General features: G+C 47.6%; 12 protein-coding genes. All 12 read left to right on the top strand.

Translation table 11 applies throughout. The features are described 5' to 3' along the window. Nucleotides 1-144 precede the first annotated feature (144 nt). The 12 genes from tsaA to dnm_RS26415 all read left to right on the top strand — a co-directional run bounded on the left by tsaA (nt 145) and on the right by dnm_RS26415 (nt 16,905). A complete protein-coding gene (gene tsaA / locus dnm_RS26480; RefSeq protein ID WP_246556099.1) occupies nt 145-684 on the top strand; it encodes a tRNA (N6-threonylcarbamoyladenosine(37)-N6)-methyltransferase TrmO in 540 nt (179 codons plus the stop codon). Between the two features lie 281 nt (nt 685-965). Continuing rightward, the gene (locus dnm_RS26475) at nt 966-1,313 is read left to right on the top strand and encodes a DUF4198 domain-containing protein (protein WP_207679890.1); all 348 of its coding nucleotides are present in this window, start codon (nt 966-968) and stop codon (nt 1,311-1,313) included. 246 nt (nt 1,314-1,559) lie between these two features. Next, entirely contained in the window at nt 1,560-3,620 is a 2,061-nt protein-coding gene (locus tag dnm_RS26470; RefSeq protein WP_419836683.1) for a TonB-dependent receptor, PCPU motif-type, read from the top strand. 985 nt (nt 3,621-4,605) lie between these two features. Next, on the top strand, nt 4,606-5,511 hold the full coding sequence (locus dnm_RS26460) for an SAM-dependent methyltransferase (RefSeq protein ID WP_207679887.1): 906 nt from the start codon (nt 4,606-4,608) through the stop codon (nt 5,509-5,511). Nucleotides 5,512-6,135: 624 nt separating this feature from the next. Beyond that, nucleotides 6,136-8,310, top strand: coding sequence for a TonB-dependent receptor (locus tag dnm_RS26455; RefSeq protein WP_435051581.1), 2,175 nt, complete (start codon nt 6,136-6,138; stop codon nt 8,308-8,310). A 72-nt stretch (nt 8,311-8,382) separates the two neighbouring features. Next, nucleotides 8,383-9,705, top strand: a complete 1,323-nt coding sequence (locus tag dnm_RS26445; RefSeq protein WP_207679884.1) for a hypothetical protein — start codon at nt 8,383-8,385, stop codon at nt 9,703-9,705. An 88-nt stretch (nt 9,706-9,793) separates the two neighbouring features. Beyond that, nucleotides 9,794-11,461: an SAM-dependent methyltransferase gene (locus tag dnm_RS26440; protein ID WP_207679883.1), complete on the top strand. Its 1,668-nt coding sequence runs from the start codon at nt 9,794-9,796 to the stop codon at nt 11,459-11,461. Nucleotides 11,462-11,808: 347 nt separating this feature from the next. Then, complete coding sequence (locus tag dnm_RS26435; protein WP_207679882.1) at nt 11,809-12,630, top strand: DUF4198 domain-containing protein; 822 nt, start codon at nt 11,809-11,811, stop codon at nt 12,628-12,630. Nucleotides 12,631-13,001: 371 nt separating this feature from the next. Next, entirely contained in the window at nt 13,002-13,766 is a 765-nt protein-coding gene (locus tag dnm_RS26430; protein ID WP_207679881.1) for a DUF4198 domain-containing protein, read from the top strand. 232 nt (nt 13,767-13,998) lie between these two features. Further along, entirely contained in the window at nt 13,999-14,844 is an 846-nt protein-coding gene (locus dnm_RS26425; protein ID WP_207679880.1) for an SAM-dependent methyltransferase, read from the top strand. 187 nt (nt 14,845-15,031) lie between these two features. Beyond that, a complete protein-coding gene (locus dnm_RS26420) occupies nt 15,032-15,919 on the top strand; it encodes an SAM-dependent methyltransferase (RefSeq protein WP_207679879.1) in 888 nt (295 codons plus the stop codon). A 2-nt stretch (nt 15,920-15,921) separates the two neighbouring features. Continuing rightward, entirely contained in the window at nt 15,922-16,905 is a 984-nt protein-coding gene (locus tag dnm_RS26415; protein ID WP_207679878.1) for a helix-turn-helix transcriptional regulator, read from the top strand. Nucleotides 16,906-17,097: the final 192 nt, after the last annotated feature.

The following is a 17,097-nucleotide window of genomic DNA, read 5'->3' as shown; positions in this document are numbered from 1 at the left end:
TTATGTGGGGGATGTGATTTTAATGTAAGAACTACAAGGAAGTCGGATAAGAAAGGGAAAAAATTTCCTTTTCTTATCCTTTTTTTCTGCACTTTTTTAGTAATTTTTTATAATTTCATATAGTTAAAAAAAGGACGGTTTGCTATGTCACAACAAATGGGAAAGTCAGGCGAGGTTACACTCATGCCTGTGGGGATAGTAAGAAACGAAATAAAGGAACCGCTTCTGAAAGTCGGCTCAGATGATATTGAATTACAGGAAAAATTTGCCCAGGCAAAAAAAAAGATTCATGAAATACGTGAAAAAGAATCCGAGGTGATTATTGAAAAAGAATTGGAAGGCATTTTAGAAGGCATTGAAGATTTTTCTCATGTGATGGTTCTCTACTGGGCGCATCAGATTCCTTCTGAAAGCCGCTCTCTTACAAAAATTCATCCCATGGGAAGAAAAGAATTGCCGCTCATGGGCATTTTCGCCACTTGCAGCCCTGCCCGTCCCAATCCTGTTCTTACAACCGTGGTTCAACTGGTGGAACGAAAGGGAAACATTTTGATAGTAAAAGGATTGGACGCGGTTGACGGAAGCCCGGTGATAGATATCAAACCATTTGCGCCCGGATTCTATCCCTCGGAAGAGGTGAAGACATCAGAATGGATGGAACAAATACAAAGGGAGTTTTCATAGGTGGGTTAGGCGTTAGGTGTTAGGCGCTTGCAATTCTGTTCTTCTTAGAGATTTCCCAATAAATAAAATACCCGCCTGCTGCCCGCGGGGGATTGACCTAATTATAGGGGGATTGACCTAATTATAACGGATTCAGGGGAGAACGTAACTTTCTGAAATTATCATATCAGAACATGCTGTTTTCTCCGACTGTCATTCCGGAAAAAACTGACGCGATGCGCGGCTTATAATGCCACGAAGGCACAAACGCGCGAAGTCTCACGAAAGCTCTCCGTGTCTCTTTGTGTCTTCGTGTCTTTGTGGCATTCTCTTTTCGGTTAAAAAAAAGCTGCTACAAATATGCCGCCCATACAGGGTTTGGCCGGTCCTCCCCTAAATCCGTTATAATCAGCAAAATTCTCTTTGACGGAAAGCCGCTTTCCACAAATGTTTATGCGACATTTGACGGCTTCACCGAAAATCCGAATACTTATGCCTATTTTACAGAGACAGATGAACAAGGAACCGCCAAGGTGAAAATAACCCATCCTGGCACATGGATGTTACGGGTACAGCATGAAATAAATGATGCTACAGAAAATTATGATAAGCACGTCATGCGTGCAGTGTTCGTTTTCGGAATAAACTAAGATGAAACGAATCATTTTCCTTTTCTTATCCGGTTTCACTTTCATGGTTCGTTGAGACCGGCGGATCATGAGCATTTACAGAAAAATTAAGTAAACGCCATCTGCAACTTTTTTTAACCGGAGAGAACTCGGACAGACAGAGAATACCACAAAGACGCGAAGACACACAAAGAATCTTCGTGAGACTTCGTGCCTTTGTGCCTTTGTGGCATTATAAGTTGCACATAGCGTTAAGTAAGGAAAAAAATGGCAAAAATTGAAAAATTACCACTGCTAAGAAGTATCAGGCTGATGTGTGCGCTTCTTGTTGCTATGGGTCTGATTGCCTGTCCTTTGCAGGCTGAACAAGAGAAAACTGATTCGGTTTATCTTGACACGCTCACAGTGATCGCGCCGCAGCCCGGTGTTGAGATCACAACGGATAAGACCGTGATCAAAACAGATGAATTCAAAAAGCCGGGAGAAGTCCGCACCCTTACGGATGTGCTGACCGAAATCGGCGGAGTAGATGTCCAGCGAATCACGCCCTTAATCTCAAGTCCCGGGGATGAAGTCTCCATCCGCGGACTGAACGAGGGGCGTATGGTCATAGAGATTGACGGACGCCGGATCAATCATACCGGTCACATGGGGAGATATATTGTGGACTGGTCCACTTTGAACATGGATGACGTGGAGCGTATAGAAATTATACGCGGCGGACATTCGGTCCTGCATCCTTTTGCCATCGGCGGTGTCATTAATATCATCACCAAAAAGGGAAAAAAGACAGATGAACTCAGACCTGATGTAAAAATCAGGTCTGGTTACGGAGACTTTGATACTTACAATCTGTCCGCCTCCATGACCGGCGGCGCGGCAAATATCCTCTCCTATCATTTTTCAGCAAGCAGGCAGGAGACCGACGGATATCTCAGAAACAATTTTCAGGAAACGGATTCATTCAACGGACATCTGACATTCCATCTACCCCATGAGGCAAGTTTCAGCATCGGCGCAAAATATGCTGATGTGCTTTACGGCTTTCCGGTGATCAATGATCCGGGCCGTGATGATTATGATTCTGATTATCCTGATTTTGTCAAAGATGCGGATCAGCTCAGGCATCTTCCCGGCCCCCAGTTTCCAGGAGACCACGACCCACACTGGGAAAAACATAACACCTATCTTGATGCTATCCTCCAGATACCATTAGGCCCAGGAACCTTTAAGATGCACGGATTTATCACAAGCGGCAGGCGCTGGGTCAGCCAGTACAGAGGAGAAAATTTTTCCGAGGATGTGTTCAGCGACGATGAGACCCGGGGATATATTGCAGAGTATCGAGATATTAAGCTGTTTGATAACTCCCATTGGCTGACGCTCGGTGCGGAATATCAGGAACTGGGACAGCCCGGGAGCAATCCCATTATCTATCTGGTCAAATCTGCATATATTCAGGATGTCATTCAATTGGGAAAACGATGGACCCTTACGCCCGGCGTGCGATATTACCATATTGACATGGACACGTATCATTCACAATTCGGGGAGGACTTGCCCACTGGCGGCAAAGAACAAACCGAGGACGGATTCTATCCGAGCCTGAAAGCAGATTTTCAGGCAACAGAAAAGACAGCCCTTTATGCTGCTGTGAGCCGGTCATACCGGCTCCCCTGCCCGTGAGATTACTACTGGTGGGCGCGGTGCGCGTCCCTGGAAAATCCTGTGTTAAAACCGGAATCCGCATGGGAATATGAAGCAGGAATCATCCGGGATTTTGAGGCAGTTACCATCAGAGTCGCAGGCTGGTATTATGATATTCAGGATTTTATCAATGACAATGGCATTACTTCCCCCGGAATGGGACTGGGCAGTAATTGTCTGTACAATATTGATCATGTAAAACTCTATGGCGGAGAATTGGAAGCATCGGTCAAACTGGGATCCCGCTTTCATGCCACGGCATCTTATGTTTACCAGGAGTATGATGTGGAAGAGACCGGGTTTGAAACAGACTGGACCTATTATCTGCCTGCACTGCTGCCCAAACATAAGATCAAACTGCTGGCACGTTATAATGTCTGGGAGAACGGATGGCTACAGTTAAGTTCACGCTATGTGGGCGAACGGGATGCCCAGAAAGGCGAAAAACTGGAGGAATATGCCACTGTTGACATGGGGTTTGAGCAGAAATTCGAAGCTGGCGGAATGGAATATATGGCAAGTGTCTTTGTCAGCAATCTGACCGGAACCAGTTATGAGGAACAATCCGGCTACAATATGCCAAAGCATGTATGGGGTTTTCAGGTCGGAGTAAATTTTTAATCAAAAGCGATTCTCTCTTAGAGCGTGTTTGAAAATTAGTTGAGACTATTTGTTTTCAGTCCCGTAGGGACTTCTGAAAATAGCCCGGCAATTCATTGCCGGGAAAGGTTTCCCTTGTTTTTTTTCGTCCCGTAGGGACGATTGAGAATATGCTTTTCTTCAACCGTCCCTACGGGACGGAATATCCAGAGGACTCCGCTCTCCCGGCAATGAATTGCCGGGCTATTCTCAAGAGTCCCTACGGGACTAAAAATGAAACATATTAACAATGAGACACATGCAGCCCAGCCAATTGGGAAGAAACATGACAACAAAAATCTGTCTCCGGTTGGACGGGTATTCAGATTTATAGCCTATTGGTTCGGATTTTCAGGTCTTTATGCAGCGTTTGCTGTCTGCCCCTTCTGCGGGCGGCAGGGATGTCCGGTCGGCATGGCATCAACAGGCACTGTTGGATTTTTTTTTGCACTGTGCATCCAAGATTGGAAGCATCTTTTGACTTTCATCAGGCAGAAGCTGAAGACACGGAAACACTAAAAAATATCATTATCCGGCGTGCAAAAATTAAGCGAAGCGGTTTTTTGCATCCAGCCGGAATTCTTCAAATATCAGGGGCGAAAAAACGCTTCGCTTAATTTTCGCACGCCGGATTTATGCGACTCTCGGAGGCGTTGCCAAACTGCAAGTTTGGCACTCCGGAGGAACAGACAGATAGAAATACAAAGAAAAAGTAATGAAAGGCGAAAAAACGCTTCGCTTAATTTTCGCACGCCGGATTTATGCGACTCTCGGAGGCGTTGCCAAAGTGCAAGTTTGGCACTCCGGAGGAACAGACAGATAGAAATACAAAGAAAAAGTAATGAAAGGCGAAAAAACGCTTCGCTTAATTTTCGCACGCCGGATTTATGCGACTCTCGGAGGCGTTGCCAAACTGCAAGTTTGGCACTCCGGAGGAACAGACAGATAGAAATACAAAGGAAAAGTAATGAAACAGGTAAAACAGATTATCGTGATGGCGTTCATTGCTGTGGCAGTGGCCGCAGGCTTTTTTCCGTCACAGGCCGGTGCCTGGGGCAGAGGTCATTTTTATGTTATCGGAATCGGCCCATCAGGCCCTCAGATGGCAACATTGCAGGCTTTGGATACAATTAAACAGATGGATACCATCATAGCACCGGAACAGCATGTAAAACTTTTTTCCGAATATATCGGAGATAAACCAGTTCTGTTCGACCCGTGGAAGGGTTTTTGGGACTACAATGGAAAAAGCTACAGCGAACTGACAAAAGAAGAATACGCCAAGTTCAAAGTGGAACGCTTCAGGCTGAGAGATGAGCGGGCGGAGCAGATCAAAAAACATCTGGAGAAGGGGAAAAATGTCGGTCTGCTCGACTCCGGCAATCCCTGCCTGTTTGGCCCGAGCCACTGGTATGTGGAAGAATTTGACAAACAGGATATTGTCATTATTCCCGGAATGGGATGCGATGCCGCTGCAATGGCGGCACTGGGCAAAAGTATCATTCCCGCATATAAAGCCCGCTTTGTCATGCAGAGCGCGCCCATGTTTCTGATGGATCACAAGTTGGAAGATCGCCAGATATTAAAGGACCTCAGCAAATATCCTGTCAACATGATTCAGTATATGGCTTTGGGCAATCCTGAGAAGACCTTCTCCGCTTTGGGAGAAATGTATAAGCCGGATACGCCGTGCGCTGTTGTTTTCTGGGCCGGCTATCCTGGCCGGGAGCGCATTTTGCGGGGAACTGTCGGGGATATGGCACAGAAGCTTTCCAACGAAAAAGAGAAATTTATGGGGCTTCTGTTTGTCGGCGATTTTCTTGAGGGCAAACCTTATGAAGCAAGCATGAAATTGCAAAACAATGAGAAATGAAAAGAAAGGATGGCAATTTAAGCTTTTTCGGTCAGCTCCGCATGGAGAAAGGGCTTACGGATTTTGGATTTTTCATTTCAGTCAGAGACAGGCAGCCGGACCGGCCAGGATCATCGGCTGCCCCGTTAGAAAATGCTCCCTTAGTGCTGAATCCCATAAATAATGTCCGGGCGGAATGAACAGTGATCTTATGTGATCCGACCTGCCGCCTTCGCCGCAAAGACACAGAGACACGAAGAAAACACAAAGAGACTTCGTGAGACTTCGTGCCTTTGCGCCCCGGTGGCAGATATAATTCACCTGATTTTGCGCGGTCGCGGGCTGAGTCATGCGGAACAGATTCGCAGTCTGTTCAGGCACAGTTTGAAAAATTGCGCCTCAACCCGGACATTATTTATGGAATTAAGCACTTAGCGCTCCATTTCAGAAATAATGTCCGGGTTCTCCCGCTCCTGCTCTTACTCCTCCTGCTCCCGCCACTGTCTTAATCGGACATCGGAAGCAGGATTAAGATTAAGAGTAGGAGTAGGAGTAAGAGTAATCCGGATATTAATTATGAAACGAAGTACTTAGAAATAGGAAATAGGAGGAAGAAATGCACAAAAAGACTATTAGGAGGAAGAAATGAATTTGAGGATGTTTGGAACAGACCGACCGCTACACATGCTCGTGGTTGGTCTATGTATGCTGTTTATTGTAACCACTCAGGGAATTGCCGCTGATGCTCCGAAAACAGGAGAACAGCCGGAGGCAGTCTCTGAAACCGCTGATGCTCCGAAAATCGCTGAACAGCCGAAAGCAGCCACGCTGGAGGAAATCACCGTACATGGCGAACGGCTGAAGGACAATATCAAAATCACTCCGGGCGCTATTGTCATCAATCCTGAGGATTATAAAAAAGCAGGCACCCCGCACACAGTTCTGGATATTTTGAAAGACCGGGCCATTTTCGATTTCCGCGGTGCCAGCGATCTGTCCCCCACCAACGACGATGTCCAGATGCGGGGGTTCGACACCCGCCAGTTCACCACCGCGGTGGACGGTCTGGCCATTCAGAAACTGGGAGGACACTGGGGCGGCCATTTCGTGGATTACAGCCTTATCCCCATGGAACAGATCGGATCCATCGAAATTCTGCCCGGTCCTCACAGCGCGCTATACGAGGGCAAAAGCTTCGGCGGGGTACTCAACATCAAAACCAAGGCCCCGGTCAGGAGAGAAACGCCGGAAGCCAAATTCAACGCCACAACCAGTTATGCATCATTAGGCACCTCGGATATTTCCATGAAAATGTCCGGCGGAAGCGGGTCCATGGACTATGTGCTGGGTTTCAGGGAATACCATACGGACGGATACCTGAAAAATAATGATAATGACCTGTCCACGGTTTCAGCGCGCATGGCATGGCTGCTTCCCAATAATGGCTATATGAGCCTGCTCGGGTCGTACACCGATAAAACAGAAGGCATTACTTGTGAAAATGATCCCGACGGCAATTTTTACGACGATGCTTATCCGGTGGTGGAGCGGGGGGATGTGAGCGGCCGCTGGCGGGACCCGGACTTGAACGCAAGACGGGAAAAAAAACCTTATTCCATAAGATTTAACTGGCAGCAGCCATCCGGAATCGGCCGATGGACCGTGGGGGCATATTATACTTATGAGGATCAGGAATTTGAGACGGATTCCGGCCTGCTGGCCGAAACCGAATGGTCCAGCCTGGGTGCGAAGATTCATAATGAGTTCCGCCTGACCGACAATCATTTGGTGACCGTGGGCATGGATGCCGCGGGTCTGGGGAATGATACCAGCAAAGCGATTGTCCGCACGCTCGCGGGATTTATCCAGGACTGCTGGTATATTACACCGCATCTCTCTTTTACCCCGGGCCTGCGCTATGAAAAAATCCGAATTCTATGGAACAATGAAAATTTTCGCAGCGGCGGATACGCCAATCCGGACATTCAGGAACTATATGTGACCCGGCATTATGACAAGCTGATGCCCAAGGCTTTTGCCACCTATGATCTGGACGGGCTGGCGGGTTTCCTGAGAGATACCTCGGTCTCAGTGGGTCTGAGCAAGGTCTGGACCCCCCGTGCCACCTGCGAGGTCTGAACATGGGGATCAGGGGTCGAGGTCGACCCCACAAAAGGATATGGCATGGACGTGATTTTCGAGCGCCGGGTGTGGAAAGATATCACCTTGATGGTCGACTGTTCCCATTATGAATTTGACAACTATGTGATGTGGGCCAATTCCAATTCCGATTATTTCCAGAACGCCCCCTGGGGCCGTCGCATGGTGGATCTGGAGGATGTGATCAAAAACGGCATTGAGGTGGAACTCAATGGAAATATAACCAAAAAGCTCTCCATGAATATCAGTTTCGCGTATGTGGATTGGGATTATCAGGGACCGAAAGGCGGCATCGAAGAAATGAGCGCCAATGATCTCGGCAACCGGGCCAAATACCGTATCAACGCGGGTGTGACATACGATATCACCGACCGGCTCCAGTTTCATCTGGATTACAAACATCAGGACAAGCAGGAGCGGGATGTCATTGAGATCATTGATGAGGACACGGGTGAGTTTGACGTGCGGCGAGTGAAAATTGACTCCTACGGTGTCATGGATGCATCTCTGTCCTATCGTTTTTTTGACAAATGGCATCGCATTGAAAACCCGACGCTTAAAGTGTTCGCCAATAACGCCGTGGATGAGGAGTACGTCAATGTCAGCGGATATCCGGCTACGGAAAGGACTTATGGCGTATCCCTCAGTATGACATTCTGACAACCTATTGAATTTAAAACTATCCGGGGATTGGATACAATCCCCGGCAACCTGAATCTCAGGGGGGTATGGATGGAACGTATATCTCGTATTATCAGACGGACATTTTTTATCACCGCCTTGACAGCCGCGGTGATCTGTTCTTTTCTTTCAATTACTTTGCCGGTTCATGGCGAGCAATACCAGCATGCTATTGTGACGACAAAAGACACTGGCGGACTCGGGGGCAGTTATTCCTGGATTCAGGAGCGGAAATCCGGCGGATCCAGGCTCAATGAACATAACATGACACTCACCATTTCGGATATCCGGGCGGCCTCACATTATGAATATTATTTTATCATGGAAGGCCAGGGACTGAACCGTGTCACCTGTTATGATATCCAAAGCCTGGACAATCAGGTGTGGCAGTATGCGGCTTATGAGTCCGATGAGACCGGAGACACTCTGCCCTGGGACATGATCACCATTTCCGAACGCAAAGCATATCTGCTTCGCTATGGCAGCAATGTTGCGTGGATTGTGAATCCCCTGGCGGAAAACGAAGCTGAATTTAAAACCGGAGAACTGGATTTCAGCGTTTATGATGACGGGGACGGGTCACCGGAGATGTGTTGCGGGGTGCTGGTCAACGGAAAAGCGTTTATTGCATTGCGCCGCGTGAATAGTGACGGCATCCCCCAGACTGCATATCTTGCCGTTATTGACACGGCAACCGACCTGCCGGTTGATACGGAGCAGGACGATGCCGGTCTTTATGGCATTCCCCTTTCCGTGAAATATCCCGTCTCCATTCAGTATCTGGCGGAAACCGGGGCGATTTATGTCCTTGGCAGCGGTACTCTTCTTCCGCAGCCTGATTATACTGGCGGGATTGAACAGATCGCCCTGGATTCCTATGACACCGCTATTGTACTGGATGACGGCGATGCCGACCTTCATCCCTATGGATACTTTACCGCTATGGCGCTGATATCAGCAACCGACGGTTTTTTTATCGGGGCAGCGTCGGAAAGCGACCAGACCCTGTATCATTTTGATCCGGCCGCGGGCGCGGCCGATGCGGTTGTGCTGAATGCCAGCAGTCAGAACTACATGCAGAACAAACAGTTTGCCGGTCTGGGCGGCGGGACCGGCCTGGACAAACATGATCGGCTGTGGATCAGCAATGTTACGAATCAGGAGGTGAATATCCTGATCACCGTGCCGAATCAGGGACTTTATTCAGGAGACGGAAGTATTGCAATACCCGATGATAATGACAGCCGGTCCATGCGGCCCGCGCAGATTGTTTTTTGTGAGGAACCTGAAGTTACGGAAGAAGACGAGGCCGAAAAGCCCAGCAGCTCCGGAGAAAGCGGCAACTTTTGTTTTATCGGCGCAGTGATGCCGTGAAAGGAGCAAGGGGCAAGGGGCAAGGGGCGGAAATCCTTAACCCCTTGCCCCTTAGCCCGTGAAAAATAATAATTTGGAGGAAATGGAAATGGAAAACAAAATGACAAGGGGAAAAAAACGAATAACATGGATGTTGGCCTTGCTTTGGCTCGTTTCGGTCATATGCGGGGCTGATATTCTGAATGCGGAAGCGGCCGTCAATGGGAGTTTCCATCTTGTGGGCGTCGGTCCGGGGGATGCCGAGCTGCTGACATCCAGGGCATTGGATGTGATTCGCGGGGCGGATATCGTATTCTGCAACGCAAAGAAACAGGAAAAACTGTCTGCTCTTGTGGATTTCAAGGGAAAACAGGTGCTGGACGGCTACAATGTTCTTTTCCGATATTACGGCAAGGACTGCGCCCAAGTTCCCGCAGACAAAAAATCTTGGCACGGCATGACTTGCGAGGAGTTTCATAAAAAGCAGGCCGAATTCGCCAAACTCGTCCGCCAAGCCGTAAAAGAGGGGAAACATGTCGCAATGTTGAGCAGCGGAGATCCCACCATCTACGGACCGGATATCTGGGCAGTGAAAGAACTGCATGATCTTGACCCGGTGGTGGTGCCCGGACTCAGCGCGTTCAACGCTGCCAATGCCGTCCTGAAGGTGAGCCTGGGGGAAGTGATCCTGACCGCTCCTTTTAAGCACAAAGACAGCAAGGACACACTGGAAAAACTGACCGGACATGACCGGGCCACATTGGTCATTTTCATGCCCCGGGACATGAAGGAACTCTTCACCCGGCTTTCGGCCGTCCATCCCGCGGATATGCCGGCCGCCATTGTTTCCAATGCGGGCATGGCTGGCAGGGAAAAAATGGTTCGCGGCACGGTGGGCGGATTAGCGGCAAACCTGCCGGACATGGATTTCCGACGGTCCATTGTCTATGTTGGCAAAGCTTTGGAACACGCCCAATTCGAAGCAAAACCGTCCCCGGAAAACGCCGGCAAAGGCAAGTTCTATTTGGTGGGTCTCGGGCCCGGGGACCCGGATATTGCCACGCTGAAGGCGCTGAAGATTATTGAAAGTGCGGATCTGATTTTCGTTCACAAACGCCTTGGCAAAAAATTTGAAAAGTATTTGGCCGGAAAAAACGTAATCCACGGCTATCACCGATTGTTCCCGTTTTATGGAAAAAAATGCGCGGATGTGACACCGAAAGACCAGGCCAGAGAGCGCATGAGCTGCGAAGAATACCATAAAAAACAGGCTGAATTCGCGGCCATAGCCCGGAAAGCTGTGGCTGAAGGCAAAACCGTTGCCATGCTCGACAGCGGAGACCCCCTGGTGTATGGTCCCTGTTCATGGTCTCTGACCGAACTGAACGATCTGAACACCGAGGTGGTGCCCGGGGTAAGTTGCTTCAATGCCGCCAATGCGGCATTGCGAGCCGGAGTCACCGAAGGTAAAAATTCCCATTCGGTCATCCTGGCATCCGGATGGTCTGTGGAAGAAATGGCTGCTCACCAGAGTACCATGGTCCTGTTCACCATGCGGACGGACTTCAAAAAATTCATTGACGGCCTGTCAAAACACTATCCCGCGGATACGCCCGTGGCTATTGTCTTCAAGGCTGGCTACGCCAAAGAGGAAAAGGTGATGCACGGAAACCTGGGCACGATTCTGAGCGATATGAGCAAAGACAAGCTGCCCTTTGAATATTTGCTGTATGTGGGTGATTTTCTGAATCACAGCGCGGATCGTTTGAAAAATTGAAACATCGGCTTGAAAAATTGCACACCGGGTTTGTCGTGACCGTTTCAGCGGTTGCGGTTGGAGCAATAAATCGCTCACCAGAGAGTGTTTGAAAAGTATTTTTGTCCCGTAGGGACATCCGGGAATAGCCCGGCAATTCATTGCCGGGAAAATATGTTACAATTTTTCCGTCCCGTAGGGACGGTCGGATATCAGCCGTCCCTACGGGACGGAAAATATGGGTGGATATTTTCCCGGCAATGAATTGCCGGGCTATTTTCACAAGTCCCTCCGGGACTTTTCAAACACCTTCTACGAATCCGTGCGCGAAGTTCCGAGTCAAAATTCAATAAAAAGGAGACGTAAACATGAAAACAAAATTTGGTGTGGCAATCTTTTTTCTCATCTTTTCCGCAACAGCAATCTGTTGCATTCCGGCTCAGGCCCACAACCTGTGGCTCAATCCGGACAATTTTTATCCGTCGGTCGGTTCAACCGTCAATATCGGAATCGGCTGGGGACACAAATTTCCCGCCAATCGGGTTGATCAGGAAATAAAGAAAGACCAGCTGGAAGAGATTCGGGCGGTGGATCCCGACGGCCTTGATGTGAGCCTTGAAAAAGTATCAGTCAAACTTTACCGGTTGAAGATTGAAAAGGCAGGTGCCTATGTGGTCGTTGCCAGAATCAAACCCGGATTCTTCACCAAAACTACCGACGGCCGGAAATGGGGCGACAAAACAACCGTAACCAACTCCATCAAATGCACCAACTTTCATATCCGGACCAAAACCGTCATTGTCGCGGGCGGTGCGGATAAAAATTTGGGGCACGCGGCCGGTCAGCCCCTGGAAGTGATTCCGCTGGCTGATCCTTCAAATCTGAAAAATAGCGGTACTTTCCCCGTCAAAATCCTGTTCGAAGGAAAAGCTCTGCCCAAGGCCGACATAAAAGCCACCTACGCGGGGTTTGTAACCGAGGATGTCGCTCCCCACAATCCCAAAAAGAATCACGGCCATAAGCATCATCATCCGGTGGAAACCGTCACCGACGACCAGGGCCGGGCCGAACTTAAACTTGACAGGGCCGGGTACTGGATGATTCTTCTTTCCCACAAACCGCCATATCCGGACCTGTCCGTCTGCGATGAATACATGTACAACATGGCTTTCACCTTTCAGGTGCGGTGATTCCGAAAGAAATCGGATATTTTAAAAAAATCCGATTTCTCCTGTCGGGACATACTTTGTCCGATATGACAACGCATGAACGAAATCGGACTTTTTTCAAAAATCCGATTTCTCTGCATGACAAACTTTATATCAGAGCGTGTTTAAAAATTAGTAAGGCTATATGCTTTTAGTTCCATAGGAACTTTTGAGAATAGGCTGGCTGTTTATTGCCGGGAAAAGTTCCGTCTCTTTTTCCGTCCCATAGGGACGATTGAGAAGATGCTTTTTTCAAGCGTCTCCAGGAGACTGAGCAATTCTCCGGATTCCACTCCCGGCTCAGAAGTCCCTGCGGGACTGGAAATCACAACACAAAACAAAAAGGAGAAAAAATGAAAGCAGTAAGGTACATGATAGCGATGAGCTTTCTCATCATTTTTGCAACAGCTTCAGCCCAGGCACACATGCTCTGGCTCAATGTGGACGACTATGGCCCCGCACCGGGAAAAGCGGTTCAGTTTGAAATCGGCTGGGGACACCAATTCCCCGCAGGTGAAGAAATGAAGGAAGGTATGCTGAACAAGGTATATGTGCTTGATGAATCCGGCAATGAAATTCCTTTGAAGCAGATTACCCCTGTGCAGTATAGTTTTGTTCCCGAAAACCAGGGAACTTACAGAATCGCGGCAAATATCAATCCCGGATTTGTCAGCAAGACAACAGACGGATATAAACTGCAAACCAAAAAAGGATTGGAGAATGTGGTTTTCTGCTTTCGTTATGACATGAGAACCAAAGCGGTGATCAGTGCCGGAGCAAAAGGAGAAAAATTCGGAGTTCCCGCAGGAGATAAGTTGGAGATTATTCCGCTGAAAGATCCGACTGTTTTAAAAGAAGGGGAGACTTTTTCTCTGAAAGTCATCTATGACGGCAAACCGCTTTCCAATGCTGAAATTAAGGCAACTTATGAAGGATTTTCCGGCAAACCGCATACTTATCCATATGAGGCAGTAACGGACAATAACGGTGAAGCCAGTGTGAAAATCACCCAAAAAGGAAATTGGCTGGTGAGCGCAGGACACAAGCTTCCCTATCCTGACAAAGCGGAATGTGATGATTATAAATATAACTACACATTTACTTTCAATGTAAAGTAAACAGAAACCAGAGGAGAGCCGTTCCGAAGTTTCTGATACTCGATGATCAAGTTTTTTCCGTCATTCCTGCGAAAGCAGCAATCCACTGCTTCCGGATTCGTAAACTCTGCGGAAAACGGATTCCTGCTTTCGCAGAAATGACAGGCTTTTTGTTCAAGTCGGATCAAAAAAACTTGATCATCGAGTGATAAAAAAAACTACCAGGGCGTATAGCAATAAGAAAGGAAATTTTATGTACAAATTCAACCTCCGGATATGGTTGAAATTTGCATTTATCATGCTTTTTTTCACAGTGTTTCTTCAATTCTGCAACATAAGCAATGCCTCTGAAAAGGAAAGCAAAGGCTCGCTCTGGCTGGTGAGCGTGGGCGTGGGCGATGCGGACCTGATCACAGTGCGGGCCATTAACATGATAAAAAAGTCGGATGTTGTCATCTGTCACCAAAGGACAAAGGAGAAACTCACGGAATATCTTGAAGGAAAGGAGTTTATGGATATATCCCTTGCCGGGTGGCGGAATTACGGAAAAGACTGTTCCGGGATAGAAGACAAGGAAAAAAGAGCTGCGTGTGAAAAAGACACCCAAACGCGTGCGGAACTGATTAAGCAAATTCGCTTGGCAATTGATGCAGGAAAAAACATTGCTGTTCTGGGCAGCGGAGACCTCCTGCTTTACGGAGGTCCTTATCGCTGGTATCTCAGGGAATTTAAGGATATCCGTCCGCAAGTTGTTCCTGGTGTCAGTTGCTTTAATGCGGCAAATGCCGCCCTGAGAAAAGATGTGGCCTCGGGAAAAGAGACTCATGCGGTTGTGCTTACGACCATTCGTGAACTGGAGAAGTTATCAGCACATCACCCGACAATGGTGATTTTTACCATGCATACCAAATTCGAGGAGCTGGTCGGAAAGCTGAAAACACTGTATCCTTCAAAAACCCCTATGGCGGTTGTGTTTTATGCGGGCTACAAGGAAAAAGAGAAAATTCTCAGGGGAACATTGGATACGATTTTGGAACAGGCCAAAGGACAGGAATTCCCCTTTGAACATCTGGTTTATGTGGGAGATTTTCTGAATTAGCAATGAAACAACTCCGGAGTGCCAAACTTGCAGTTTGGCAGAAACCCCATGATTTCCGGATGTATTGCCAAACGGTCATCTTTACAAGCCGGGGAGGCGATTTCAGTCCCGGAGGGACGACTGAAAATAGTCCGGCAATTCATTACCGGCGGGGTTTTATATTTTTTTAAACAGAAAGGAAATTTGAATGAGCAGATTTTTTATTTTTGGGATAAGACAGAGTATTCTTCTGGCATTACTTTTTATGTTTGCGGCGGGCTTTGTTCAGAATGCGGACGCACGAAAACAGCCCAAAACACAGTTGTATCTCGTGGGCGTGGGAACCGGCGATCCTGACAATATAACCCTGCGGGCGATCAATGTCATTAAGGATTCGGATATCATCTTCTGTCACAAAAGAATGCGGGACAGATTTCCCATTCTTTTGCAGGGCAAGGAAATCCATGACCCGGGGTTTGGCATCTTCGCGATATACGGAAAAACGCCTGAAGAGGCAAAAAAAAGCAAACGGTTCAACTATGAAGAGAAGATGAAAGCGTTTGAGCAGATCAGCGCCATCATCCGAGATGCTGTGAAACAAGGCAAAGTTGTTTCTGTCCTTGGCAGCGGAGATACCACGATCTACGGTCCGAATATGTGGTACATGGAAGCGTTTGAGGATCTGAATCCTGAAGTCATTCCCGGTCTCAGTTGCTTTAATGCGGCGAATGCTGCTTTGCGTAAAGGAGTTACCTCAGGAGAAAAAGCGCATTCGGTCATCCTCACAGCTTCCTTCGGGCGTGAGGAATATACCGGGCCGGACAGCATTGAAAACCTTTCCCAGCATCAGGCAAGCATGGTTTTTTTCACCATGTTCCTGGATATGGAAAAGGTGGTGGAAAAGCTGAAAACGCATTATCCCCCAGATACCCCCATAGCCATTGTGCTTTTTGCCGGGTACAAGGACAAAGAGGAGATTGTCCAAGGTACGCTGGACACGATTTTGGAAAAGACAAAAGGAGAAAAACTTCCCTTTGAACATCTGATCTATGTGGGGGATTTTCTCACCAAACGCTATAAAAAATCTGACAAATAAAGATGCACTCAAACCTGTTTATAAAAAATAAATCAGGAGAGTTCGAGGACTGGCTGACGATTCCGCACGTTCCAAAATCCGAGACCTGCTGGCAAGTGCCAGAGGAAACAGGGAGAGGAACACTCAGGGAGATCAGGTTTCAGAGCGGAATTCAATTGTATATTGCGGATTATCACACCCTTGAAACTTTTGTCTCAAAAAATGAAGATCATATTTCAGCATTTGGTTTCAGGTTTTGCCTTTCTGGCCGGATGAGACTGAGGGTTGGCTGTTTTAAAGATGATTTGATCATAAGAGAGGGACAAAGCGGATTTTTCTATTTTTCGGATACAAGCGGATTTCATGAAGAAAAGTCCGGGTTTCATAATTGCAGAGTATTAATCTTAATTGATCCGGAAACCTTTGTCTCCCTGATGGCGGATGAAGTTCACCAGCTCCCTGTAAAATTCAGAATCTCCGCTTCGGAAGCGTACTGCGATTCCTTCAATTCCGAAGATATCGTTACGCCTGCCATGAGAATGATCCTGGAACAGATCATTCATTGTCCATATAGCGGAACTGCCCGCAGATTCTTTATTGAGGCAAAAGCGCTGGAACTGATTGCCTGTAAGCTGGATCAGCAGAAGCCGGTCCAGTGTCAACCTGAAAATATTCCTGCTTTAAAAACCAGCGATGTCAATATGGTGCGTTATGCAGGAAAATTATTAAGCGAAAATCTTCAGGAACCGCCAGGTATCATTGAACTGGCAAAGACACTGGGAATTTCCAGAACCAAGTTGTACTATGATTTCAAGAGATTCTACGGCACTTCCCCATCAGAATATCTTCGTACCAGACGTATTGAGAAAGCCAGGACACTTGTGGAAGACGGAGATATGAATCTCACGGAAATTGCTTATTTTCTGGGGTATTCGAGTTCCAGCCATTTTGGCAGAGCATTCAGGCAATATTTTGGCATGGCGCCGAGCCATTACTGTCATAAATGAACCTGCATGATAGCTAACCCGTCTCCGAATATCTTTAGCTGCAAAAGATATTCAGTAGATCGAAAAGATTTTTAACGTATTGTTTAAGATTACAATTTTCCGGAGTGCGGAAATGGAGCGCAGCGGAATTTCCGCACTCCTTTGTTCCCAAAACTTTTCGATCTACTGATATTCATAATTATACACTCGTGA

Origin of the sequence: Desulfonema magnum (assembly GCF_017377395.1) — a bacterium.
GTDB lineage: Bacteria > Desulfobacterota > Desulfobacteria > Desulfobacterales > 4be13 > Desulfonema_C > Desulfonema_C magnum.
Note: the sequence above shows the minus strand (reverse complement) of the source record. Positions and strands in the feature narration are given on the sequence as shown.

Bases quoted from the DNA above. Each gene is read 5' to 3' on its own strand.
- tsaA (WP_246556099.1), top strand. From the start codon at position 145: ATGTCACAACAAATGGGAAAGTCAGGCGAGGTTACACTCATGCCTGTG.
- dnm_RS26460 (WP_207679887.1), top strand. From the start codon at position 4,606: ATGAAACAGGTAAAACAGATTATCGTGATGGCGTTCATTGCTGTGGCA.
- dnm_RS26445 (WP_207679884.1), top strand. From the start codon at position 8,383: ATGGAACGTATATCTCGTATTATCAGACGGACATTTTTTATCACCGCC.
- dnm_RS26440 (WP_207679883.1), top strand. From the start codon at position 9,794: ATGGAAAACAAAATGACAAGGGGAAAAAAACGAATAACATGGATGTTG.
- dnm_RS26435 (WP_207679882.1), top strand. From the start codon at position 11,809: ATGAAAACAAAATTTGGTGTGGCAATCTTTTTTCTCATCTTTTCCGCA.
- dnm_RS26430 (WP_207679881.1), top strand. From the start codon at position 13,002: ATGAAAGCAGTAAGGTACATGATAGCGATGAGCTTTCTCATCATTTTT.
- dnm_RS26425 (WP_207679880.1), top strand. From the start codon at position 13,999: ATGTACAAATTCAACCTCCGGATATGGTTGAAATTTGCATTTATCATG.
- dnm_RS26420 (WP_207679879.1), top strand. From the start codon at position 15,032: ATGAGCAGATTTTTTATTTTTGGGATAAGACAGAGTATTCTTCTGGCA.
- dnm_RS26415 (WP_207679878.1), top strand. From the start codon at position 15,922: ATGCACTCAAACCTGTTTATAAAAAATAAATCAGGAGAGTTCGAGGAC.